The sequence below is a fragment of the Streptomyces sp. G-G2 genome, assembly GCF_030063135.1.
Lineage (GTDB): Bacteria > Actinomycetota > Actinomycetes > Streptomycetales > Streptomycetaceae > Streptomyces.
Map to the genome: position 1 here is coordinate 40,020 of NZ_JASISO010000012.1, position 23,709 is coordinate 63,728.

Genomic DNA, 23,709 nt, shown 5'->3' on the forward strand with positions numbered 1-23,709 from the left:
GCGGTACCCACGGGGCACTGACGGATGGTGTCCCGGCGCGCTAGAGTCCCCGGGAACAGCGACGTTACTCATCAGTACACACGTGTACCGGCTTACGGCTCAAAGGGGACGACATGCGGCTCGGCATCAATCTCGGCTACTGGGGCGCCGGCATGGACGCCGACAACCTGGCGGTCGCCCAGGAGGCCGACCGCCTCGGTTACGACGTGTGCTGGGCCGCCGAGGCCTACGGCTCGGATGCCCCGACCGTCCTCGCCTGGGTCGCCGCGCAGACCGAACGCATCGACATCGGCTCCGCGATCCTCCAGATCCCGGCCCGCCAGCCCGCGATGACCGCGATGACCGCGGCCACCCTGGACTCCCTCTCCGGCGGCCGCTTCCGCCTCGGCCTCGGCGTCTCCGGTCCGCAGGTCTCCGAGGGCTGGTACGGCGTCAAGTTCGACAAGCCGCTGGCCCGCACCCGCGAGTACGTCGAGATCGTCCGCAAGGCCATGAGCCGCGAGCGCCTCTCGCACGACGGCGAGCACTGGACCCTGCCGCTGCCCGGCGGCCCCGGCAAGCCCCTCAAGCTCACCGTGCACCCCACGCGCGAGCACATCCCGCTCTACATCGCCGCCATCGGGCCCAAGAACCTGGAGCAGACCGGCGAGATCGCCGACGGCGCGCTGCTGATCTTCCCGGCCGCAGAGCACCTGGAGGCCACCGCCCTCACCCACATCCGGGCGGGCCGCGAGAAGGCCGGGCTGACGATGGAGGGCTTCGACGTCTGCCCGACCGTCCCGCTCGCCGTGGGCGACGACGTGAACGCGCTCGCCGACACGTTCCGCCCCTACACCGCCCTGTACGTCGGCGGCATGGGCAGCCGGAAGCAGAACTTCTACAACCAGCTCGCCCAGCGCATGGGCTACGAGAAGGAAGCCGCCGAGATCCAGGACAAGTACCTGGAGGGCGACAAGACGGGCGCGGCCGCCGCGATCCCGCACTCGCTGATCGACTCCACCACGCTGCTCGGCTCGGTGGAGCGGATCGCCGACAAGATGACGGCCTACGCCGAGGCCGGGGTCACCACGCTGACGCTCGCCCCCGCCGGATTCACCCTGGAGGAGCGGATCACCGCCCTGCGCACCGGCACCGAAGCCCTGGAACGGGCCGGACTGGCCTAGGAGACTGCTGAAGATCTTGCTCGGGGCGCCCGAGTCACCCCGATTCACCGGTAAATGTCGATCGGGGCAACCTGGTGCAAGCCGGGCGCGTTTCCAAGATCTTCAGGACACTCCTAGGGCCTGTCCGGCGGCCCGTCCGGGCAAGCCTGCGGCCGTGGTGGGGGCTCGGGGGTCTTCCCCGCCACGGCCGTCACCGCGAACAACGCGCCGGGGGCCCTCCGGGTTACGCCCCGGATCCCACCCCTTCGGGCGGCGGGGCTCCGGATGGACCGCCTGCGGTTGCCCGCCCGCGGGATCGGGACTTGAGTGAGGTCCCGATCCCGCCGGAGGTGCCCGCCCCATGCTCTCTGCCCGCAGCCTGTTCCGGGAGATCCTCGACCACGACGAGTCCTTCCAGCTGTTCTGCTCCGTCGCCGCGAGCGGGGAGTCCCAGGGCGGCTGGGAGAACGCCCGGATCGCCGCCCTGGTGCCCGACACCATGAAGGACCTCGCGCCCAGGATCGTCCGGCACAGCGCCGACGAGGAGAAGCACGGACGGATCTTCCACGCCCTGCTGCGCCACCGCGGCCTGTCACCCGTCACCGTCCCGGCCGACACCGACTACACGATGAAACTGGAACGGCTCGGCATCGGCCTCGCCCACGAGAAACTGCGCCGGGCCGAACCGCTGACCGAGCGGGATATCGTCGTCCACCTCGCCCACAGCCGGGTCACCGAACAGCGCGCCGCCGACCAGATGCGTCTGCTCGTACGGTACTTCGGGGACCACCCCGGGGTCGGCAAGGCCGTCCGCGTGATCAGCGCCGACGAGGACGACCACCTCGCCTACTGCCACGAGGAACTGCTGCGCCTCGCCCGCGCGGGCCACGGCCGCACCATCCAGCGGGTGCTGCGGCAGAGCGCGCTGGCCGAGATCGCCGTCCACCGGGACGTCAGCCTCGCCGTGACGGCCCACCTGGGCAGGATGCTGCGCTGGCCCGCCCCCAAGTCGGCCGCGCTCACCGCCGGAATCCGCTCCGTGTACGCGTACGAGCGCTTCGCGGGCTGGCACCGCATGGCCGACTTGCGGATGCCGGAGCGCCGCGACGCCCTCGCCGCGGGGGCCACGGACCACGGCGGCCCCGGCCGGACCCGTCCGGGAGTGCCGGTCGCTACAGCCAGCCCCGTCGCTTGAACAGCCGGTGCAGCCCCACGCACACGAGGGCCATCAGGACCAGCACCCCCGGATAGCCCCACCACTGGCCCAGCTCCGGCATGTGCTCGAAGTTCATGCCGTAGATCCCCGCGACCATCGTGGGTACGGCCGCCATGGCCGCCCACGCGGAGATCTTCCGCATGTCGTCGTTCTGCCGCACGCCCATTTGCGCCAGGTGCGCGGCGAGGGCGTCCGACAGCAGCCGGTCCAGTCCCTCGATGTACTCGTTGGCCTTCGTCAGGTGGTCGGAGACGTCCCGGAAGAAGGGCCGCGAGTGGTCGTGGACGAAGGGCACGTTCCCCGAGGCCAGCCGGTCCATCGGCTGGAGCAGCGGACTGGTGGCCCGGCGGAACTCCAGCACCTGGCGCTTGAACCCGTAGATCCGGGCGGCGGTGTTCTTCGCGTCCGAGGGAACCGGCGCGAACACCTCCGCCTCCAGCTCCTCCAGGTCCGCCTGGAGTTCCGCCGCCACGTCGATGTAGTGGTCCACCACGGCGTCCGCCACCGCGTACAGCACCGCCGTGGGCCCGTGCTTGAGCACGTCCGGCTCCTGCTCCAGCCGGTGGCGTACGGCGGCCAGCGCGGCCCCCTCGCCGTGCCGCACCGTCACCACGAACGAGTCGCCGACGAACACCATCAGCTCGCCCGTGGTCACCGAGTCGTTGGCGTCGTCGTACAGCACCGGCTTGAGCACGACGAACAGCGAATCGTCGTACACCTCCAGTTTCGGCCGCTGGTGCGCGGTGAGCGCGTCCTCCACGGCGAGCGCGTGCAGCCCGAACTCCCGGCTGACGTGCTCGAATTCCTGCTCCGACGGCTCGTGAATGCCCACCCACAAGAAGGCGTCCCCCGAAGCCCGGGCCTCGGCCAGGGCATCCGAGAAGTCATCGGGTCCTTCGGTACGGCGGCCGTCCCGGTAAATCGCACAGTCGACAATCACCCGGGGCATTCTTCCCTGCCCGGGCCCCCGCCGCACACCGGGCCCGACCGCTTACCCTGTCCGCATGGCCACGCTGATCCTCGTACGACACGGGCGGTCCACCGCCAACACCGCAGGGCTGCTCGCCGGATGGACCCCCGGGGTCGAACTGGACGAGCGGGGCGCCGAACAGGCCGCCGCGCTGCCCGGCCGCCTCGCGGGCCTGCCCCTCGTCGCCGCCGTCACCAGCCCGCTGGAGCGCTGCCGCCAGACCCTGGCGCCCTTGCTCGCGGCCCGGCCGGAGCTGCCGCTGCACCCCGACGAGCGGATCGGGGAGTGCCACTACGGCGACTGGTCCGGCCGCAAACTCTCCGAACTCTCCGAAGAACCCCTGATGCGGATCGTCCAGCAGCACCCGTCGGCCGCCGCGTTCCCCGGCGGGGAGTCCATGCGGGCCATGCAGGCGCGCGCCGTGGAGGCCGTACGCGACTGGAACGCGCGCGTCGACGAGGAGCACGGCTCCGACGCCGCCTACCTGATGTGCTCGCACGGCGACATCATCAAGTCCCTCGTCGCCGACGCCCTCGGCATGCACCTCGACCTCTTCCAGCGCATCCACGTCGACCCCTGTTCGATCACCGCGATCCGCTACACGCCGACCCGGCCGTTCCTGCTGCGGCTCGGCGACACGGGCGACTTCGCGGGCCTCGCGCCCCGCCCGGCCGCCGATCAGTCGGGGGCGGGCACGGACAAAGCCGCCGAAGACGGTGGGAACGCCGTCGTGGGAGGCGGCGCGGGCACCGCGTGATCGAACGGCGCAGTAGGGTGGACTGGCCCAAATAAAAGAGCACAGCCCACTGAAAGAGCACAGCCCAGAGCACGGCCACACGTGCGAACGACACACGTGCGCGGACTTCCCCCTGCCACAGAGACTTGGAGACTGGACGTGCCCCGTCAGGTGTTCCTCTACGACCCGCCGGACCGCTTCGTGGCCGGTACGGTCGGCCTGCCCGGACGTCGCACCTTCTTCCTCCAGGCTTCCTCGGGCCCCCGGGTGACCAGCGTCTCCCTGGAGAAGACCCAGGTCGCGGCCCTCGCGGAGCGGATGGACGAGCTGCTGGACGAGGTCGTACGGCGGACCGGCGGCAACGCCCCGGTGCCCGCCGTGGCCCCCGCCGAGGCCGCCGACACCGCGCCGCTCGACGCCCCGGTCGACGAGGAGTTCCGTGTCGGCACCATGGCCCTGGCCTGGGACGGCGAGGAACAGCGCATGATCGTCGAGGCGCAGGCGCTGGTGGAACTCGAGGCGGAGTCGGACGAGGACCTCGCCGACGCCGAGGAGCGGCTGCTCCAGGACGAGGAGAACGGCCCGCCGATGCTGCGGGTGCGCCTGTCCGGGGCGCAGGCCCGCGCCTTCGCCAAGCGGGCGCTGGACGTGGTCAACGCCGGGCGGCCGCCGTGCCCGCTGTGCAGCCTCCCACTGGATCCCGAGGGGCACGTCTGTCCGCGCCAGAACGGCTACCGGCGCGGGGCGTGAGCGCGATGGAGGACGGCCGCAGCGAGGACAGCCGCACACGGGACGACGACCGCACGCGGGACGACCGCACGGAGGGTCTCCTCGACGTGCTCACCCGGGGTGAGCTGACCGTCCAGGGCCGGATCCGCGAGGCCTCCAACGCCGTACTGCTGTGCACGGTCACCCGGGACGGCCGGAGCGTGGACTGCGTCTACAAGCCCGTGAAGGGCGAGCGGCCGCTGTGGGACTTCCCCGACGGAAACCTCGCCCAGCGCGAGCGCGCCGCGTTCCTGGTCTCCGAGGCCACCGGCTGGGGCCTGATCCCGGCGACCGTGCTGCGCGACGGGCCCTACGGCGAGGGCATGGTCCAGCACTGGATCGAGTCCGCCGACGACCAGGGTCCCGACGGCGGCCTGCTCGCCCTGGTCGACGGGGAGGAAGCGGGGGAGGGCTGGAAGGCCGTCGCCCTGGCCGAGGTCGGGGAGGGCCGCACCGCCCTGCTCGTGCACGCCGACGACCCCCGGCTGCGCCGCATGGCCGTCCTCGACGCTGTGATCAACAATGGCGACCGCAAGGGCGGCCACCTGCTGCCCGCCCCGGACGGCCGCCTCTACGGCATCGACCACGGGGTGAGCTTCCACATCGAGGACAAGCTGCGCACCCTGCTCTGGGGCTGGGCGGGGGAGCCGCTGACCGACGAGGCCCGCGAGGTCCTCACCCGGCTGGCGGGGCTGCTGGCCGCGGGAGCGCCGCTCGCCACCCGGCTGGCGGAACTGATCACACCGGTCGAGCTGGACGCCGTACGGGGCCGGGTGGCGGACCTGCTGCGCTCCGGCGAGCACCCCCGGCCGTCCGGGGAGTGGCCGTCGATCCCCTGGCCGCCCGTCTGACACCGGGCCCCGGGGGAGTACGGGCGTACGCACAGAACGGGGCGGATCGCAAGGGCGACGATCACGCCAAGAGCGCAGGTCCGGTTCGTTTGATGAACACCCGTCCGGTTAGGCTCGACGCATGCATGCCTGGCCCGCTTCTGAGGTCCCCGCCCTGCCTGGCAAGGGCCGCGACCTCCAGATCCACGACACTTCGACTCAGGGGAAGGTCACCCTTTCCCCCGGTCCCGTCGCCCGTATCTACGTCTGCGGGATCACCCCGTACGACGCGACCCACATGGGTCACGCGGCGACCTACAACGCGTTCGACCTCGTACAGCGCGTGTGGCTCGACACCAAGCGGCAGGTGCACTACGTCCAGAACGTGACCGACGTGGACGATCCGCTCCTGGAGCGGGCCCTGCGCGACGGCCACGACTGGACCGAACTCGCCGAGCGCGAGACCGCACTGTTCCGCGAGGACATGACCGCGCTGCGGATGCTCCCGCCGCAGCACTACATCGGCGCCGTCGAGGCCATACCCGGGATCGTCCCGCTCGTCGAGCGGCTCCGGGACGCGGGCGCCGCGTACGAGCTCGACGGTGACACCTACTTCTCGATCGAGTCAGACCCGCACTTCGGCGGGGTCTCGCACCTCGACGCCGAAGCGATGCGGCTGCTGTCCGCCGAGCGCGGCGGCGACCCGGACCGTCCGGGCAAGAAGAACCCGCTCGACCCGATGCTGTGGATGGCCGCCCGCCCGGGCGAGCCGAGCTGGGACGGCGCCTCGCTGGGGCAAGGCCGCCCCGGCTGGCACATCGAGTGCGTCGCCATCGCCCTGGACCACCTGGGCATGGGCTTCGACATCCAGGGCGGCGGGTCCGACCTCGCCTTCCCGCACCACGAGATGGGCGCCTCGCACGCGCAGGCACTGACGGGCGAGTTCCCGATGGCCAAGGCGTACGTGCACGCGGGCATGGTCGGGCTGAACGGCGAGAAGATGTCGAAGTCCAAGGGCAACCTGGTCTTCGTATCGGCGCTGCGGCGGTCCGGGGTGGACCCGGCGGCGATCCGGCTGTCGCTGCTGTCCCACCACTACCGGTCCGACTGGGAGTGGACGGACGGCGTCCTCGCCGACGCGGTGGCCCGGCTGGAGCGGTGGCGTGCCGCCGTGTCCCGGCCGGACGGGCTGTCCGCCGACGCGCTGGTGGAGGAGGTCCGGGAGGCGCTCGCCAACGACCTGGACGCGCCGACGGCGTTGGCGGCCGTCGACCGCTGGGCGCAGGCGCAGATCGCCACCGGTGGCTCCGACGAGTCGGCCCCGGGCCTGGTATCCCGCACGGTGGACGCGCTGCTGGGCGTAGCCCTCTGACCCCGGCCCCCGGGCCTCACGACCGCGGCCCCCGCCCTTCCCGGGCGGGGGCCGCGGTGCGTGTCGTACGGGCGTGGCCTGCCCTCCGGGGGCGCCTCAAACGCCGGCGGGGCTGGAATGCGCTGCCCGACCGGGGAGTCCCAGCCGGCCCGGCGCTTGAGGGCAGATCCAGCCCGCCCGGCGCTTGAGGGCTACGGCTCCGGGGTGTCCGGGGTCTCCGGCGGGGAGCCCTCCGCCCGGGGATCGGCCGGGGGGTCCACCGGGGGGTCCGCCGGGTCCTCGCCGGAGGCGTCCGGCTTGCGCCGCGGCGGCCTCGGCTTCCCGCTCGACGGGTCCCACAGGTACGACCCGTCCCCCGGGTCACCGGCTACGGCGGATCCTGGACCGGGGCCGCCGTCGCGCCTCCGCAGGTACCGCTCGAACTCCCGGGCGATGGCCTCACCGGAGGCCTCCGGCAGGTCCGCCGTGTCGCGCGCCTCCTCCAGCGTCTGGACGTACTCCGCCACCTCGCTGTCCTCGGCGGCCAGTTGGTCCACACCCACCTGCCACGCCCGCGCGTCCTCCGGGAGTTCACCCAGCGGAATGCGGATGTCGATCAGGTCCTCCAGCCGGTTCAGGAGCGCCAGCGTCGCCTTCGGGTTCGGCGGCTGCGACACGTAGTGCGGCACCGCCGCCCACAGCGACACCGCGGGCACCCCGGCATGCGTACACGCCTCCTGGAGGATCCCGACGATGCCCGTGGGCCCCTCGTACCGCGTCTCCTCCAGGTCCATCGTCCGCGCCAGGTCGGGATCGGACGTCACCCCGCTCACCGGCACCGGCCGGGTGTGCGGGGTGTCCCCGAGCAGCGCGCCCAGGATGACCACCATCTCGACGCCCAGCTCATGGGCGAAACCGAGGATCTCGTTGCAGAACGACCGCCACCGCATGGACGGTTCGATGCCACGGACCAGGACCAGGTCGCGCGGCTTGGCGCCGCCCACCCGGACCACGGACAGCCGGGTGGTCGGCCAGGTGACCTTCCGTACCCCGTTGTCCAGCCACACCGTCGGACGGTTGACCTGGAAGTCGTAGTAGTCCTCGGCGTCGAGCGCCGCGAACACCTCGCCCTTCCACTCCCGGTCCAGGTGCGTGACCGCACCGGAGGCGGCGTCACCCGCGTCGTTCCAGCCCTCGAACGCGGCCACCATGACCGGGTCGATCAGCTCGGGCACGCCCTCAAGCTCGATCACCCAGGTCTCCTTCCGAAGTTCCCCTTGTGTACGGGGGCCAGCCTAAGCCTTGCGGGGATGCCTTCCACAGCCCATGGAAAAGGGGTGGCCCCCGGGACCACCCCTTTTCCCCACCTGCGTGGGAGCTATGCCTTGCGGTTCAGCATCTCCTCGACGCGGCCGCGGACCTCGGCGTTGTCGAGACCGCGGACGGTGACCGTCGTCCGGCGGCGCAGGACGTCGTCGACCGTCTCCGCCCACTCGTGGTCACGGGCGTAGGCGACCTGCGCCCAGATCTCCGGGCCGTCCTCGTGGATCCGCTCGGCGAGCGCCGGGTCCTCGTTCGCGAGGCGCGCGATGTCGAAGGCCAGCGAACCGTAGTGCGAGGCCAGGTGGCGCGCGGTGAGCGGGTCCATCCGCGAGCCCGGGTCGCGGTCCATCAGCAGCCGGTGCGCGACCGCGTTGGGGTTGGCGACACCGGGCAGCGGCACCCGGCGGACCAGGGACTTCACCGGCTCCATGTCGTCGGTCAGCGGGCTGCCCGGAAGCTTCGCCAGCTTGTCCATGACCACGCGGCCGATGTGCCGGTACGTCGTCCACTTGCCGCCGGCCACCGACAGCATGCCCGCGCGGCCCTCGGAGACCACCGTCTCGCGCTTGGCCTTCTCGACCCCGCCGGGGCCGCCGGGCAGCACCCGCAGGCCCGCGAAGGCGTACGTCATCAGGGAGCGGTCGAGGTCGGCGTCCTTCACCGAGAAGGCCGCCTCGTCGAGGATCTGCTGGATGTCGGCCTCGGTGGCGCGGACGTCCGCCGGGTCGCCCTCGTAGACCTCGTCGGTCGTACCGAGGAGGAGCTGGTCCTCCCACGGCAGGGCGAACGTGATGCGGTACTTGTCGATCGGGGTGGCCATGGCGGCCTTCCACGGCGACTTGCGCTTCATCACGATGTGCGCGCCCTTGGAGAGGCGGATCGACGGCATCGAGTGCTTGTCTTCCATGCGCCGCAGGTGGTCCACCCACGGGCCGGTGGCGTTGAGCACGACGCGCGCGTCGACCCCGAACTCGGTGCCGTCGAGACGGTCCTTGAGGTCGGCGCCGGAGACCCGGCCCTGCGTCATGCGCAGACCGGTGACCTCGGCGTGGTTCAGGACGACCGCGCCCGACTCGACGGCCGCGCGGACCGTCATGACGGCGACCCGGGAGTCGTTCATCTGGTGGTCGTAGTAGACCGCGACGGCCTTGAGGTTGTCGGTCTTCAGACCCGGGTTGTCGGCGACGGCGCGGGCGGGGGATATGACCTTGCCGATGCCGTCGCCGAAGGCGGACAGCGCCGAGTACGCGAAGACGCCCGCGCCCAGCTTCGCGGCGCCGACCGGGCCGCCCTTGTACACCGGGAGGTAGAAGGTGAGCGGGTTGACCAGGTGCGGGGCCACGTCCTTGGCCAGCACCCGGCGCTCGTGGTGGTTCTCCGCGACCAGCTTGACCGCGCCGGTCTGCAGGTAGCGCAGGCCACCGTGGACGAGCTTGGAGGAGGCCGAGGAGGTGGCGCCGGCGAAGTCGCCGGCGTCCACCATGGCGACCCGCAGGCCCGACTGCGCGGCGTGCCAGGCCACCGAGGTGCCCAGGATTCCGCCGCCGATGACGAGCAGGTCGTACGTGGCCTTGGCCAGCTGCTCGCGGGTCTCGGCCCGGCTCGCGTTCGAACCGGCGGTCGGGTGCGATCCCAGCGAGGGAACGCTCTGCAGGGTGCTCATATCTCTCTTAGCTCCTCGTCGATTGACTCAGCTGGTGCGGTCAGCTGGCGTCTTCGTCGTCGACCCAGCCCATGGACCGCTCCACGGCCTTGAGCCAGCTCTTGTACTCGCGGTCCCGCTGTTCGGCGGGCATGCGCGGGGTCCACTCCGCCGCGCGGCGCCAGTTGGCGCGCAGGGCGTCGGTGTCGGGCCAGAAGCCGACGGCCAGGCCGGCGGCGTAGGCGGCGCCGAGGCAGGTGGTCTCGGCGACCATCGGGCGCACCACGGGGGCGTCCACGAAGTCGGAGAGGGTCTGCATCAGCAGGTTGTTGGAGGTCATGCCGCCGTCGACCTTGAGGGCCGCCAGCTCGACGCCGGAGTCCTTGGTCATGGCGTCGGTGATCTCGCGGGTCTGCCAGGCGGTGGCCTCCAGGACGGCACGGGCGATGTGCGCCTTGGTGACGTACCGGGTGAGGCCGGTGATCACACCGCGGGCGTCGGAACGCCAGTACGGGGCGAACAGGCCGGAGAAGGCGGGGACGAAGTACGCGCCGCCGTTGTCCTCGACCGAGGACGCGAGGGTCTCGATCTCGGCCGCGGTCTTGATCATGCCCATCTGGTCGCGCATCCACTGGACGAGCGAGCCGGTGACGGCGATGGAGCCTTCCAGGGCGTAGACCGGCTTCTGGTCGCCGATCTGGTAGCCGACCGTGGTCAGCAGGCCGCTGTAGGAGTTGATGATCTTGTCGCCGGTGTTCATCAGCATGAACGTGCCGGTGCCGTACGTCGACTTCGCCTCGCCCTCGGCGAAACAGGTCTGGCCGAACAGGGCGGCCTGCTGGTCACCGAGCGCCGAGGCGACCGGGACACCGGCGAGGACGCCGTCCTTGACGTGACCGTAGACCTCGGCGGAGGACTTGATCTCGGGGAGGACGTTGAGCGGGACGCCCATCGACTCCGCGATCTTCTCGTCCCAGGCCAGGGTGTGCAGGTTCATCAGCATGGTGCGCGAGGCGTTGGTGACGTCGGTGACGTGCACACCGCCCTGGGTGCCACCGGTGAGGTTCCAGATGACCCACGAGTCCATGGTGCCGAAGAGGATGTCCCCGGCCTCGGCGCGCTCGCGCAGGCCCTCGACGTTGTCGAGCAGCCAGCGGACCTTGGGACCGGCGAAGTAGCTCGCCAGCGGCAGGCCGGTCTCGCGGCGGAAGCGGTCCTGGCCGACGTTGCGGCCGAGCTCCCGGCACAGGCCGTCGGTGCGGGTGTCCTGCCAGACCAGCGCGTTGTGCACGGGCTGACCGGTGTGGCGGTCCCACAGCAGGGTCGTCTCGCGCTGGTTGGTGATGCCGACGGCCTTGACGTCGGCGGCGGTGAAGCCCGGAATGTCCTGGGCGGCCTTGGTGATGGCCCCGGCGACGACCTCCTGGACGTTGGTCCAGATCTCGGCGGCGTCGTGCTCGACCCAGCCCGGCTTCGGGAAGATCTGCTCGTGTTCCTTCTGGTCGACGGCGACGATGCGGCCGTCGCGGTCGAAGACGATGCAGCGGCTGGACGTGGTGCCCTGGTCGATCGCGGCGATGAAGGGGCCGGTGCTGCTGGTCATGATGGCTGCTCCTGGCAGGTCTGAGTAGGCGGAATCAGGGGGCGGTGCGGTTGGTGCGCAACGTGCCGGTGCTGATCAGGCGAACGCGAGGTTGTACAGACCTCCGGCGAGGGCGGCACCGGCGAGCGGGCCGACCACCGGGATCCAGGAGTATGACCAGTCCGAGCCGCCCTTGTGGGGAAGCGGCAGCAGCGCGTGGACGATGCGCGGACCGAGGTCGCGCACCGGGTTGATGGCGTAGCCGGTCGGACCGCCCAGCGAGAGACCGATGCCGACGACCACGAACGAGGTGATCAGGACGCCTATGACGCCGAGGCCCTTGCCGTCGTCCTGGAGGCCCTGGGTCAGGATGGCCACCACCAGGACGGCGGTACCGATGATCTCGGTGACGAGGTTCTGCGCGATGTTGCGGATCTCGGGGCCGGTGGAGAAGATGCCGAGCACCGGGCCCGCCTGGTCGTGCGGGTGCGGGTCCTCCGGGCCGAGCTTCGCGTCGCGTATGTGCTCCGGGTCGGCCAGGTGGGCGCGGAACTGGCCGTAGTACGTCGCCCACATCAGGACGGCGCCGAGCATCGCGCCGAGCAGCTGACCGGCGAAGTAGACCGGTACGTCGCTCCAGTCACTGTTCTTGATCGCGAGGCCGACGGTGACCGCCGGGTTGAGGTGAGCGCCCGAGAGCGGGGCGGACACGTACGCGGCGATCATGACGGCGAAACCCCAGCCGAACGTGATCGCCAGCCAGCCCGCGTTGCGGGCCTTGGAGCTCTTGAGCGTCACGGCGGCGCAGACGCCGCCGCCGAGCAGCGTGAGCAGGGCGGTACCGATGGTCTCGCCAATGAAGATGTCGGAGCTGGACACCCGCGACTCCTTTGTCAAAACGTCCATGGGGTGGGCGGAACACCGGGTCCCTCCGGTGGTCCTACGCACTCGGTGAGTGCTGCACCGGTCCTTGGCCTTGCTTCACCCTAACGTGTATTGCCGTTAGGTGTTCGACAATGCCGACCGGTGAACGGCAGTTTTCCGCCCAGATGAAGAACGCGTCAAGGGTTGGCCGAGGCAAAGTGCCGGATCGTTACCACTAGGTGCGATCGCCCAAATCCAGCCATCCCATGGTCAGGAACTGGCGAAAATAGGCATGGAACGGCCCGGAAACGGCCCATGGCCGGGAAAGGAAGGTCAGAACCGGCCCGCGCCAAGGTCGCGCGAAACGGCGCGCGCACAGTCCCGCACGGCCGCCACCAGCGACGGACGGGGCTCCCCGGACTCCGCGCAGACCCGCTCCACGGCGCCCGCGACCGCCACCGCGCCGACCGGCATCCGGCGCCGGTCGTGGATGGGCGCGGCCACCGAGGCGATGCCGTCCCAGGTCTCTTCGACGTCGGCGGCCCAGCCGCGCGCCCGCGCCAGCTCCAGCACCTCTTCGAAGCCGGCCAGATCCGTGACCGTACGGGGCGTGAACGACTCCCGCTCGGCCCCCACCGCCTGGCTGTGCGCCACCGGGTCGTACGCGGACAGCACCTTGCCCAGGGCCGTGGAGTGCAGCGGCTGCATGGCCCCCACCTCCAGCACCTGGCGGCTGTCGTCGGGGCGGAAGACGTGGTGCATGATCAGCACCCCGCTCTTGTGGAGCACCCCCACGTACACGCTCTCGCCGCTCGCCCGGGCCAGGTCGTCCGTCCAGACCAGCGCGCGGGCGCGCAGCTCGTGGACGTCGAGATAGCTGTTGCCCAGGCGCAGCAGCTCCGCGCCCAGCTGGTAGCGGCCCGATGCCGGGTCCTGCTCCACGAAACCCTCGGCCTGGAGGGTGCGCAGGATGCCGTGGGCCGTGCCCTTGGCCAGCCCCAGCGAGGAGGCCACGTCCGACAGGCCGTAGCGGCGCTCACCGCCCGCCAGGAGTCGCAGCATCGCAGCGGCTCGCTCGAGCGACTGGATGTTCCGTGCCATCGGACTGCCTCCTGCTGACGTGGTTCGACAATGCTGAACAGTATCGGTCGATGTCGACCTTGCGCATCGTGGGGAAAGAGTTCGAGCCACGGTGAACCGGCCAGACCCGGCAGACCCCCGCGCACAGAATGCAGTCCGCCACGTGGGACACCCTCACCGGGGCCGCTTCCACGCGGTTACCCTGACCGCGTGCACCCTTGACACAGAGGGGGTGTAAAGCCGACAGCCGTCGCATCCCAGGGAGCTCAGCCATGGCCTCGTTGCCGAACCCGCCCGCAGACACCCAGGACAGGGCCGACGCCCTCCGCCAGGCACTGGCCACCCGCGTGGTGGTCGCCGACGGAGCCATGGGAACGATGCTCCAGGCCCAGGACCCCACCCTGGAAGACTTCCAGAACCTCGAGGGCTGCAACGAGGTCTTGAACGTGACCCGCCCGGACATCGTGCGCTCGGTGCACGAGGCGTATTTCTCGGTGGGTGTGGACTGTGTCGAGACGAACACCTTTGGTGCGAACCTCTCGGCCCTCGTCGAGTACGACATTCCTGACCGTAATTTCGAGCTGTCCGAGTCCGGTGCCAGGATCGCCCGGGAGGTCGCTGATGAGTACACGGCGTCGACGGGTCAGCAGCGCTGGGTGCTGGGCTCGATGGGTCCGGGTACGAAGCTGCCGACGCTGGGCCACATCCGTTACGGGGCGATCCGGGACGCGTATCAGGTCAATGCGGAGGGTCTGATCACGGGTGGTGCGGACGCGCTGCTGGTGGAGACCACGCAGGATCTGCTCCAGACGAAGTCGTCGATCATCGGTGCGCGGCGGGCGATGGACGCGTTGGGGGTGTCGGTTCCGCTGATCTGTTCGGTGACGGTGGAGACGACGGGGACGATGCTGCTGGGCAGCGAGATCGGGGCGGCGCTGACCTCGCTGGAGCCGCTGGGTGTGGACATGATCGGGCTGAACTGCGCGACGGGTCCGGCGGAGATGAGCGAGCATCTGCGGTACCTCGCGCGCAATGCCCGTATTCCGATCTCCTGCATGCCGAACGCGGGTCTGCCGGTCCTGACGAAGGACGGCGCGCACTATCCGCTCTCGGCGAGTGAGCTGGCGGACGCGCAGGAGACTTTCGTCCGGGAGTACGGGCTGTCGCTGGTGGGTGGTTGCTGCGGTACCACCCCTGAGCATTTGCGTCAGGTGGTGGAGCGGGTGCGGGGGCTGGCCCCGGTGGCCCGCGAGCCCCGCCCCGAGCCGGGTGCTTCGTCTCTCTACCAGACGGTTCCGTTCCGGCAGGATCTGGCGTTCATGGCGATCGGTGAGCGGACGAACGCGAACGGGTCGAGGAAGTTCCGGGACGCGATGCTGGAGGCGCGCTGGGACGATTGTGTGGAGCTGGTCCGGGATCAGATCCGTGAGGGCGCGCACATGCTGGATCTGTGTGTGGATTATGTCGGCCGTGATGGTGTGGCGGACATGGACGAGTTGGCCGGCCGGTTCGCGACGGCCTCGACGTTGCCGATCGTTCTGGACTCGACTGAGGTTCCCGTGATCAGGGCGGGGCTGGAGCGTCTGGGTGGGCGGGCGGTGATCAACTCGGTGAATTACGAGGATGGTGACGGTCCGGAGTCGCGGTTCGCGCAGGTTACCCGGTTGGCGCAGGAGCATGGTGCGGCGTTGATCGCGTTGACGATCGATGAGCAGGGTCAGGCGCGGACGGTCGAGCACAAGGTGGCGATCGCGCAGCGCCTGATCGCGGATCTGACGGGTAACTGGGGGATCCGCGAGTCGGACATTCTCATCGACACCCTGACGTTCACGATCTGTACGGGCCAGGAGGAGTCGCGGGGTGACGGGATCGCGACGATCGAGGCGATCCGTGAGCTCAAGCGCCGCCACCCCGATGTCCAGACCACCCTGGGTCTCTCGAACATTTCCTTCGGGCTGAATCCGGCGGCCCGGGTGCTGTTGAACTCGGTGTTCCTGGACGAGTGTGTGAAGGCGGGTCTGGATTCGGCGATCGTGCACGCGTCGAAGATCCTGCCGATCGCCCGCTTCAATGAGGAGCAGGTCACTACGGCGCTGGATCTGATCTATGACCGGCGTGCGCAGGGTTATGACCCGCTGCAGAAGCTGATGGCGTTGTTCGAGGGTGTCAACACCAAGTCGTTGAAGGCCGGGCGCGCTGAGGAGCTCCTCGCGCTTCCCCTCGATGAGCGGCTGCAGCGCCGGATCATCGATGGCGAGAAGATCGGTCTGGAACGGGATCTGGATGAGGCTCTTGAGGCCCGTCCGGCGTTGGAGATCGTCAACGACACCCTGTTGGAGGGGATGAAGGTCGTTGGTGAGCTGTTCGGGTCGGGTCAGATGCAGTTGCCGTTCGTCCTGCAGTCGGCGGAGGTGATGAAGACGGCGGTGGCTTATCTGGAGCCGCACATGGAGAAGACGGACGCGGATGGCAAGGGGACCATCGTCTTGGCCACGGTCCGTGGGGATGTCCATGACATCGGGAAGAACCTGGTCGACATCATTTTGTCGAACAACGGCTACAACGTGGTGAACATCGGGATCAAGCAGCCCGTCTCCGCGATTTTGGAGGCGGCGGTCGAGCACCGCGCGGATGTGATCGGTATGTCGGGGCTGCTGGTGAAGTCCACGGTGATCATGAAGGAGAACCTCCAGGAGCTCAACCAGCGCAAGCTGGCCGCCGATTATCCCGTCATCCTCGGCGGAGCCGCCCTGACCCGCGCCTACGTCGAGCAGGACCTCCACGAGATCTACGAAGGCGAAGTGCGCTACGCCCGCGACGCGTTCGAAGGCCTGCGCCTGATGGACGCCCTGATCGCGGTGAAGCGCGGAGTCCCGGGCGCCACCCTTCCCGAACTCAAGCAGCGCCGCGTCGCCAAGCGCGACACCCCGGTCGCCGTGGAGGAGGAGACGGAGAGCGGTCCGGCCCGCTCCGACGTGTCGGTGACCAATCCGGTGCCGACGCCGCCGTTCTGGGGGACGCGGGTGATCAAGGGGATCCCGCTGAAGGACTACGCGTCCTGGCTGGACGAGGGCGCCCTGTTCAAGGGGCAGTGGGGGCTCAAGCAGGCCCGCGCGGGCGGGGCGACGTATGAGGAGCTGGTGGAGAGCGAGGGCCGGCCGCGGCTGCGCGGGCTCCTGGACAAGCTGCACACCGAGAACCTCCTGGAAGCCGCGGTGGTCTACGGCTACTTCCCGTGCGTGTCCAAGGGCGACGACCTGATCATCCTGGACGAGCAGGGCAACGAGCGGACCCGGTTCACCTTCCCGCGCCAGCGCCGGGGCCGCCGCCTGTGCCTGGCGGACTTCTTCCGGCCCGAGGACTCCGGGGAGACCGACGTCATCGGACTCCAGGTCGTCACCGTCGGCTCGAAGATCGGCGAGGCCACCGCGAAGCTGTTCAAGGCCGACGCCTACCGCGACTACCTCGAACTCCACGGCCTGTCCGTCCAGCTCGCCGAGGCCATGGCCGAGTACTGGCACGCCCGGGTCCGCGCCGAACTCGGCTACGCGGGAGAGGACCCGGACCAGGCCGAGACCGCGACATTCATGAACGACATGTTCGACCTCAAGTACCGCGGCGCGCGCTTCTCCCTGGGCTACGGCGCCTGCCCCGACCTGGAGGACCGGGCGAAGATCGCCGACCTGCTCCAGCCGGAACGGATCGGGGTCCACCTCTCCGAGGAGTTCCAGCTCCACCCCGAGCAGTCCACCGACGCGATCGTCATCCACCACCCCGAAGCGAAGTATTTCAACGCACGCTGACGCGGACCGACGTACACTTGTCGGTCCCATACAGGCCGGTCGCCTGTTCCCCCGGGGATGCCCCGCGGGGAAGAGGTGACCGGCCTTCGCGTCCCTTCAGAGAGGTGTGCCGGATGACCAGCACCGTTCCCACGCCCGTCACCCGTACGGCCGACGGACATGCCCTCCAGGCGGTGCTGCTCGACATGGACGGCACACTCGTCGACACCGAGGGTTTCTGGTGGGACGTCGAGGTCGACATCTTCGGCGAGCTGGGCCACCGGCTGGACGAATCCTGGCGGGACGTCGTCGTCGGCGGCCCCATGAGCCGCAGCGCGGGCTTCCTCATCGAGTCGACCGGCGCGGCCATCGGCATCGCCGAGCTGAGCGTGCTCCTCAACGAGCGCTTCGAGGCCCGGATCGCCGACGCGGTGCCCATGATGCCGGGCGCCGAGCGGCTGCTGTCGGAGCTGGCCCGGCACAACGTCCCCACCGCCCTCGTGTCCGCCTCGCACCGCCGCGTCATCGACCGCGTCATGCGCTCGCTCGGCCCCGAGCGGTTCGCGATCAGCGTCGCCGGTGACGAAGTACCGCGTACGAAGCCCCACCCCGACCCCTACCTGATCGCCGCCCGGGCCCTCGGCGCCCATCCCTCGCGGTGCGCGGTGATCGAGGACACCGCCACCGGGGTCGCGTCCGCCGAGGCCGCGGGCTGCCGGGTCGTCGCCGTGCCCTCCGTCGGCCTGATCCCGGCGGCCCCGGGCCGTACCGTCGTCGGCTCGCTGGAGGACGTGGACCTGGAATTCCTGCGGTCCCTCATCACTCCGATGAACTGACCGCGCACTCAGGGTGCCGGAGCGCGCCGAGCGCGCACCCCACGGACGCCGGGCCGGACGCCGAACGGAATGGGGGTGGGATCCCGGTCCTGCCGCAGACCCTCCGGTACGGCGCCCCGGAGGCCGAAATTCCATCCTTGCCGGGGTAGTTGCCAGGGGTGACCTTCGTCACCGGGGCGGCTGCCCCTCGGCATGTCCCGAGGGCCCAGCGGCTTCCCTTGTGTCCCGATTCATCTGCTCCTGCCCGAATCCCCGCGGACGCCGGTGTACGCGGGTGTGCTCCTCCCATCACGGTGCGGTGACGCCCCCCGTCCGGCCAGTTCCAGCCATCCCGTCCGGGGCCACTAGTGTCGACGCGGGCATTGCGCCGCACCTCTGCAACCCCGTGCACACACCCTTGTGCCGGGGTCGCGTGGACCGATCGTCACACCACCGGCCCGATCGTTCCGCCCTGAACGGGCGACCGCCACGCAGTGCCCTTTTCACCGCTGTGAGCAAGTGCCGGGTTGAGGGAGTTTTTCGAGGATGAACCGCAAGACCATGGTGCTGACGGCCGCGGCCGGCCTGCTCACCCCCGCGCTGACCGCATGCGGCAGCACCAGCGGAACCGGAGCGGGCACAGGAGCGATCGTCGTCGGTACCACCGACCGGTTCGAGGCCGCCGACTTCGTCCCCGCCCCGTTCGACCCGGCCTACGCCTACGACGCCGGGACCTGGAACGTACTGCGCCAGACCGTCCAGACCCTGATGCGCACCCCGCGCGGCGGCGGCCAGCCCGTCCCCGAAGCGGCCTCCGACTGCCGCTTCACCGACGCGGGCAACGAGAGCTACCGCTGCACCCTGCGCCCCGGTCTGAAGTTCGCCAACGGTGACCCGCTCACCGCCAAGGACGTCAAGTTCTCCATCGACCGCGTCCTCACCATCAAGGACGAGAACGGCCCGGTCTCCCTGCTCTCCACCCTCGACACGGTCGAGGCCAAGGGCGCGGACACCGTCGTCTTCCACCTGAAGACCCCGGACGCGACCTTCCCGTACAAGCTGTCGACGCCCGCCGCGGGCATCGTCAGCCAGAAGACGTACGACGCCAAGAAGCTCCGCCCGGGCTTCGCCGTGGACGGCTCCGGTCCGTACACGATGAAGGCCGAGGTCAAGGACAACCACCTGGTCCGCGCCGTCTTCACGAAGAACCCGAACTACATCGGCGACATCAAGCCGCAGAACGACAAGGTCGAGCTGCGCACCTTCACCGACTCCGCCGCCATGGGCAAGGCCCTCACCGACGGCTCCGTCCAGATGGTCTCGCGCACCCTGTCGCCCGAGCAGATCCGGGGCTTCGCGGCCAAGGCGCCCAAGGGCGTCCGACTGGTCCCGATGCCCGGCCTGGAAATCCGCTACCTCGCCTTCAACACCGAGGCGCCGGTCGTCAAGGACAAGGCCGTGCGCCAGGCGCTCGCCGCCGCCGTCGACCGCAACGCGCTCATCTCCAAGGTGTACGGGAAGGCCGCGCAGCCCCTGTACTCGCTGGTGCCCACCACGGTGAACGGCCACGTCAACTCGTTCTTCAACAAGTACGGCGAGGCGAACACGGCCAAGGCCGCGAGCCTGCTGAAGGACGCCGGGATCAAGACCCCGGTCAAGCTCACGCTGAACTACACCAACGACCACTACGGCGACGGCACGGCCGCCGAGTTCGCGGCCCTCAAGGCCCAGCTCAACGCGACCCAGCTCTTCGACGTCAGCGTCCAGGGCAGCGACTGGGCCGACTTCCGCCCCGCGCAGAAGAAGGGCGACTTCGCCGCCTACGGCCTCGGCTGGTTCCCCGACTACCCGGACGCCGACAACTTCCTCGCCCCGTTCCTGGACCAGGACAACTTCCTCGGCACGCCGTACGCGAACAACACGGTGCGCTCCAAGCTCATCCCCGAATCGCGCCGCGCCGTCGACCGCAGTGTCGCCGCCCCCGCGATCGCGGAGATGCAGGACATCGTCGCCGACGACGTCCCCGTCCTGCCCCTGTGGCAGGGCAAGCAGTACGTCGCCGCGCGCGACGGGATCACCGGTGTGGAGTGGGCCGTCAACTCCATCTCGGACCTCCAGCTCTGGGAACTCGGCCGCGGCGTCAGCGGCTGAGACCCACCGCGGCTGAGACCGACGGCGACCGGCAGCGGATGGCGCGGGCCGGGCATGGACCAAGCAGGTCGACTGTGAAGGACTTTCGCGTGATGACACGTAACCAGTGGCTGGTGGCCCCGCTCGGGGCGGCCGCCGCCGCCGCGCTGCTCAGCGGCTGCGGTGCCCAGGACGGCGGGGCCACCGCGGGCGGCGCCAAGGGCGTGGTCATGGGCATATCCGCCGATGTGCGCACGACGGACCCGGCGGCGGGCTACGACCCGGGCTCCTGGCTCCTCTTCAACAACGTCTTCCAGTCCCTGCTGGCCTTCCCCAAGGGCGGTACGTCCCCCGAGCCGGACGCCGCACAGTCCTGCGGCTTCCAGGGCAGCGACAGCACGGTGTACAAGTGCACCCTGCGCGGCGGGCTCACGTTCAGCAACGGCGACAGCCTCACCGCCAAGGACGTCAAGTACTCCTTCGAGCGGACGCTGAAGATCAACGACCCGAACGGCCCCGCCGTCATGCTGTCGTCGGTCTCCCGCATCGACACCCCCGACGACAAGACCGTCGTCTTCCACCTCAAGGCACCCGACGCGACCTTCCCGAGCAAGATCGCATCGGGCGCGGGGTCCATCGTCGACCACCGCGAGTACCCGGCCGACAAGCTCCGCACCGACGGCAAGGCCATCGGCTCCGGCGTCTACAAGCTGGACTCCTTCTCCACCAAGAGCGCCTCCTTCTCCGTGAACGGCTCCTACTCGGGCCAGGCCAAGGCGAAGAACACCGGCGTCACCATGACGTTCTTCCACGAGGACGAGGGCGCCCTCAAGCAGGCCCTCGAAGCGGGCGACGTCGACTTCGCCTTCCGCGGCCTCGCCGCCAAGGACATCGCCGGTATGGCCGCCAAGACCGGCAACCAGAAGGTCTCCGTCGTCGAAGGCGCCGGCGCCGAGGTCGAGCACCTCGTCTTCAACATGAACGACCCGGTCGCCGGCAAGCTCCCGGTCCGCAAGGCCATCGCCTACCTCGTGGACCGCGACACCGTGGCCAAGAACGTCTACGACGACACCGTGACCCCGCTCTACTCGATCGTCCCCGCGGGCATCGCCTCCCACAACACGGCGTTCTTCGACCGCTACGGCGGCAGCCCGCAGCCCGACAAGGCCCGGGGCGTCCTGAAGGCGGCCGGCTACAAGGACAAGATCAAGCTGACCCTGTGGTCCACCCCGTCGCGCTACGGGCCCACCACCGACCAGGAGTTCCACGCGATCGCCAAGCAGCTCAACGACAGCGGGCTGTTCGACACGGAGGTCAAGTCCGTCGAGTTCGGGCAGTACGAGAAGGACATCCAGGCGGGCAAGTACGGCGTCTACGTGAAGGGCTGGGTACCGGACTACCCGGACGCCGACAACTTCACCCAGCCGTTCTTCGGCCCGGACAGCGTCCTCGCCAACAACTACGACAACAAGGAGATCACCGGGACGATCATCCCGGCGACCTCCGCGAAGTCCGACCGCACCGCCGCCGCCGCCGACTTCGCGCGCCTCCAGGACATCGTCGCCGACGAGGTGCCGGTCATCCCGCTGTGGCAGGGCAAGCAGTACGCGGCCGCCCGCCCCAACATCACCGGCCTCCAGTGGTCCCTGGACGCCTCCACGGTCTTCCGCTTCTGGGAGATCAGCAAGGGCTGACCGGCCGCCCGGTCCGGGGCCGCTACTGCGCCCCGGGCCGGACCACGCCGCTCTCGTACGCCCACACCGCGGCCTGGACCCGGTCGCGCAGGCCCAGCTTCGTCAGCACGTGCCCCACATGCGTCTTGACCGTGGTCTCGCTCACGAACAGGTCCGCCGCGATCTCCGCGTTCGACAGCCCCCGCGACACCAGCTTCAGCACCTCCACCTCGCGCTCGGTGAGCGTGCCCAGCGTGTTCGGCGCGGACGCCTCACCGGACGGCAGGTGCCCCGCGTACTTGTCCAGCAGCCGCCGGGTGATGCTCGGCGCCAGCATCGCCTCACCCGCCGCGACCACCCGGATCGCCTGCACCAGCTCCACCGCGGGCGCGTCCTTCAGCAGGAAGCCGCTGGCCCCCGCGCGCAGCGCCTCCACCACGTACTCGTCCAGGTCGAAAGTGGTCAGCACCAGCACCTTCGCCGGACCGTCCCGCCCCGGACCGGTGATCTGCCGGGTCGCCTCGACCCCGTCCATCCGCGGCATCCGGATGTCCATCAGCACCACATCGGGCTGCAACGCCCGGACCTGGTCGATCGCCTGGAGACCGTCCCCGGCCTCACCCACGACGGCGAGGTCCCCCTCGGCCTCCAGGATCATCCGGAAACCGGTGCGCAGCAGTGGCTGGTCGTCGACCAGCAGGACGCGGATCGCCACAGGGTCTCCCTCGTAATCGCGTGAAACTCGGACGCCCGGCGGACAGACCCGGCGGGAAAGGCCCCGCCCATTCTGCCCTGGCCCGCCGATCAGACGTCGGCCGGGCGCTCCCCGTCCATCCGAGGAGTGATGACCAGCGGATACACCGGGGGAGTACCACCGAACTCGGGACACACCGCCTGGTGGTCGCACCAGCCGCACAGCTTCGTCGGCCGCGGCCGCCAGTCACCCGTCTCCGTCGCCTCCTTGATCGCGTCCCACAGCGCCAGCAGCTTGCGCTCCATCCGCTCCAGGTCCTCGATCACCGGGTCGTACGTGATCACGTCACCGCTGCCCAGGTACACCAGCTGGAGCCGCCGCGGCACCACCCCCTTGAGCCGCCACACCACCAGCGCGTAGAACTTCATCTGGAACAGCGCGCCCTCCGCGTACTCCGGCCGCGGCGCCTTGCCCGTCTTGTAGTCGACGATCCGCACCTCACCCGTCGGCGCCACGTCCACCCGGTCGATGATCCCGCGCAGCCGCAGCCCCGAATCCAGCTCCGTCTCCACGAAGAACTCCCGCTCCACCGGCTCCAGCCGCGTCGGGTCCTCCAGCGTGAACCAGCGGTCCACCAGCGACTCCGCCTCCGTCAGCCAGCCCGCCAGCGCGCCCCCGTCATCCCCCGGGAACAGCTCCGTCAGCTCCGGCTTCGACTCCAGCAGCCGGTCCCACTGCCCCGGGATCAGCGCCTTCGCCCGCGGCGCCGTCCGCTCCTCGGCCGGGTGGTCGAACAACCGCTCCAGCACCGCGTGCACCAGCGTCCCCCGCGTCGCCGCCGCACTCGGCTTCTCCGGCAGCTTGTCGATCACCCGGAAGCGGTACAGCAGCGGGCACCGCATGAAATCGCTCGCCCGCGAAGGGGACAGCGAAGTGGGCCGGGCTGCTTCGGCCGGACCGGTACCGGGGCTCGTCGTCATACCAAGACCCTACGACCCGCCACCGACAGCACGGGCATACCATCGACGTCGAGCCCCCTCGCACTGCATGATCGGAGCATCACACCGCGCGACGGGGCGCGGCCCCACCCACCCGGCCGGACCGCACGGAC

General features: G+C 70.1%; 18 protein-coding genes. 10 read left to right on the plus strand and 8 right to left on the minus strand.

From position 1 onward, the window contains the following. Positions 1-113: 113 nt before the first annotated feature. Both QMF80_RS12280 and QMF80_RS12285 read left to right on the plus strand, forming a co-directional pair. Complete coding sequence (locus QMF80_RS12280) at positions 114-1,163, plus strand: LLM class F420-dependent oxidoreductase (protein ID WP_283452493.1); 1,050 nt, start codon at positions 114-116, stop codon at positions 1,161-1,163. Positions 1,164-1,503: 340 nt separating this feature from the next. Then, positions 1,504-2,337: a ferritin family protein gene (locus tag QMF80_RS12285; protein ID WP_283452494.1), complete on the plus strand. Its 834-nt coding sequence runs from the start codon at positions 1,504-1,506 to the stop codon at positions 2,335-2,337. On the opposite strand, the gene corA is transcribed toward QMF80_RS12285, so the two are convergent. Beyond that, positions 2,315-3,307 carry a magnesium/cobalt transporter CorA gene (corA, locus tag QMF80_RS12290; RefSeq protein ID WP_283452495.1) on the minus strand — a complete coding sequence of 331 codons (993 nt, stop codon included), beginning with the start codon at positions 3,305-3,307 and terminating at the stop codon, positions 2,315-2,317. The genes QMF80_RS12285 and corA overlap by 23 nt on opposite strands. A gap of 55 nt (positions 3,308-3,362) precedes the next feature. On the opposite strand from corA, the gene QMF80_RS12295 reads away from it, so the two are divergent. From QMF80_RS12295 to mshC, 4 genes are all read left to right on the plus strand, one after another. Beyond that, positions 3,363-4,085, plus strand: coding sequence for a histidine phosphatase family protein (locus tag QMF80_RS12295; protein WP_283452496.1), 723 nt, complete (start codon positions 3,363-3,365; stop codon positions 4,083-4,085). 138 nt (positions 4,086-4,223) lie between these two features. Further along, positions 4,224-4,814, plus strand: coding sequence for a DUF3090 domain-containing protein (locus QMF80_RS12300; protein ID WP_283452497.1), 591 nt, complete (start codon positions 4,224-4,226; stop codon positions 4,812-4,814). Positions 4,815-4,819: 5 nt separating this feature from the next. Then, a complete protein-coding gene (locus QMF80_RS12305) occupies positions 4,820-5,683 on the plus strand; it encodes an SCO1664 family protein (protein WP_283452652.1) in 864 nt (287 codons plus the stop codon). A gap of 121 nt (positions 5,684-5,804) precedes the next feature. After that, positions 5,805-7,034, plus strand: coding sequence for a cysteine--1-D-myo-inosityl 2-amino-2-deoxy-alpha-D-glucopyranoside ligase (mshC, locus tag QMF80_RS12310; RefSeq protein WP_283452498.1), 1,230 nt, complete (start codon positions 5,805-5,807; stop codon positions 7,032-7,034). A 191-nt stretch (positions 7,035-7,225) separates the two neighbouring features. Here mshC and QMF80_RS12315 read toward each other — a convergent pair whose 3' ends face one another. The 5 genes from QMF80_RS12315 to QMF80_RS12335 form a co-directional block, all read right to left on the minus strand. Next, a complete protein-coding gene (locus QMF80_RS12315) occupies positions 7,226-8,266 on the minus strand; it encodes a PAC2 family protein (RefSeq protein ID WP_283452499.1) in 1,041 nt (346 codons plus the stop codon). A gap of 125 nt (positions 8,267-8,391) precedes the next feature. Then, complete coding sequence (locus QMF80_RS12320) at positions 8,392-9,999, minus strand: glycerol-3-phosphate dehydrogenase/oxidase (RefSeq protein WP_283452500.1); 1,608 nt, start codon at positions 9,997-9,999, stop codon at positions 8,392-8,394. A 40-nt stretch (positions 10,000-10,039) separates the two neighbouring features. Then, positions 10,040-11,581: a glycerol kinase GlpK gene (gene glpK, locus QMF80_RS12325; protein ID WP_283452501.1), complete on the minus strand. Its 1,542-nt coding sequence runs from the start codon at positions 11,579-11,581 to the stop codon at positions 10,040-10,042. Positions 11,582-11,656: 75 nt separating this feature from the next. Next, positions 11,657-12,439: an MIP/aquaporin family protein gene (locus QMF80_RS12330; protein WP_283452502.1), complete on the minus strand. Its 783-nt coding sequence runs from the start codon at positions 12,437-12,439 to the stop codon at positions 11,657-11,659. 318 nt (positions 12,440-12,757) lie between these two features. Next, positions 12,758-13,525, minus strand: coding sequence for an IclR family transcriptional regulator (locus QMF80_RS12335; RefSeq protein WP_283452503.1), 768 nt, complete (start codon positions 13,523-13,525; stop codon positions 12,758-12,760). Between the two features lie 251 nt (positions 13,526-13,776). Between QMF80_RS12335 and metH the strand changes: the two genes are divergently transcribed. The 4 genes from metH (at position 13,777) to QMF80_RS12355 (ending at position 21,925) form a co-directional block, all read left to right on the plus strand. After that, complete coding sequence (gene metH / locus QMF80_RS12340; protein WP_283452504.1) at positions 13,777-17,307, plus strand: methionine synthase; 3,531 nt, start codon at positions 13,777-13,779, stop codon at positions 17,305-17,307. A gap of 113 nt (positions 17,308-17,420) precedes the next feature. Continuing rightward, complete coding sequence (locus tag QMF80_RS12345) at positions 17,421-18,122, plus strand: HAD family hydrolase (protein ID WP_283452505.1); 702 nt, start codon at positions 17,421-17,423, stop codon at positions 18,120-18,122. 525 nt (positions 18,123-18,647) lie between these two features. Then, complete coding sequence (locus tag QMF80_RS12350; protein WP_283452506.1) at positions 18,648-20,252, plus strand: ABC transporter substrate-binding protein; 1,605 nt, start codon at positions 18,648-18,650, stop codon at positions 20,250-20,252. A gap of 89 nt (positions 20,253-20,341) precedes the next feature. Continuing rightward, a complete protein-coding gene (locus QMF80_RS12355) occupies positions 20,342-21,925 on the plus strand; it encodes an ABC transporter substrate-binding protein (RefSeq protein ID WP_502962826.1) in 1,584 nt (527 codons plus the stop codon). A 22-nt stretch (positions 21,926-21,947) separates the two neighbouring features. Here QMF80_RS12355 and QMF80_RS12360 read toward each other — a convergent pair whose 3' ends face one another. Together QMF80_RS12360 and QMF80_RS12365 are read right to left on the minus strand one after the other, a co-directional pair. Beyond that, the gene (locus tag QMF80_RS12360; protein ID WP_283452508.1) at positions 21,948-22,619 is read right to left on the minus strand and encodes a response regulator; all 672 of its coding nucleotides are present in this window, start codon (positions 22,617-22,619) and stop codon (positions 21,948-21,950) included. A gap of 89 nt (positions 22,620-22,708) precedes the next feature. After that, positions 22,709-23,578, minus strand: coding sequence for a RecB family exonuclease (locus QMF80_RS12365; protein ID WP_283452509.1), 870 nt, complete (start codon positions 23,576-23,578; stop codon positions 22,709-22,711). Positions 23,579-23,709 lie beyond the last annotated feature (131 nt).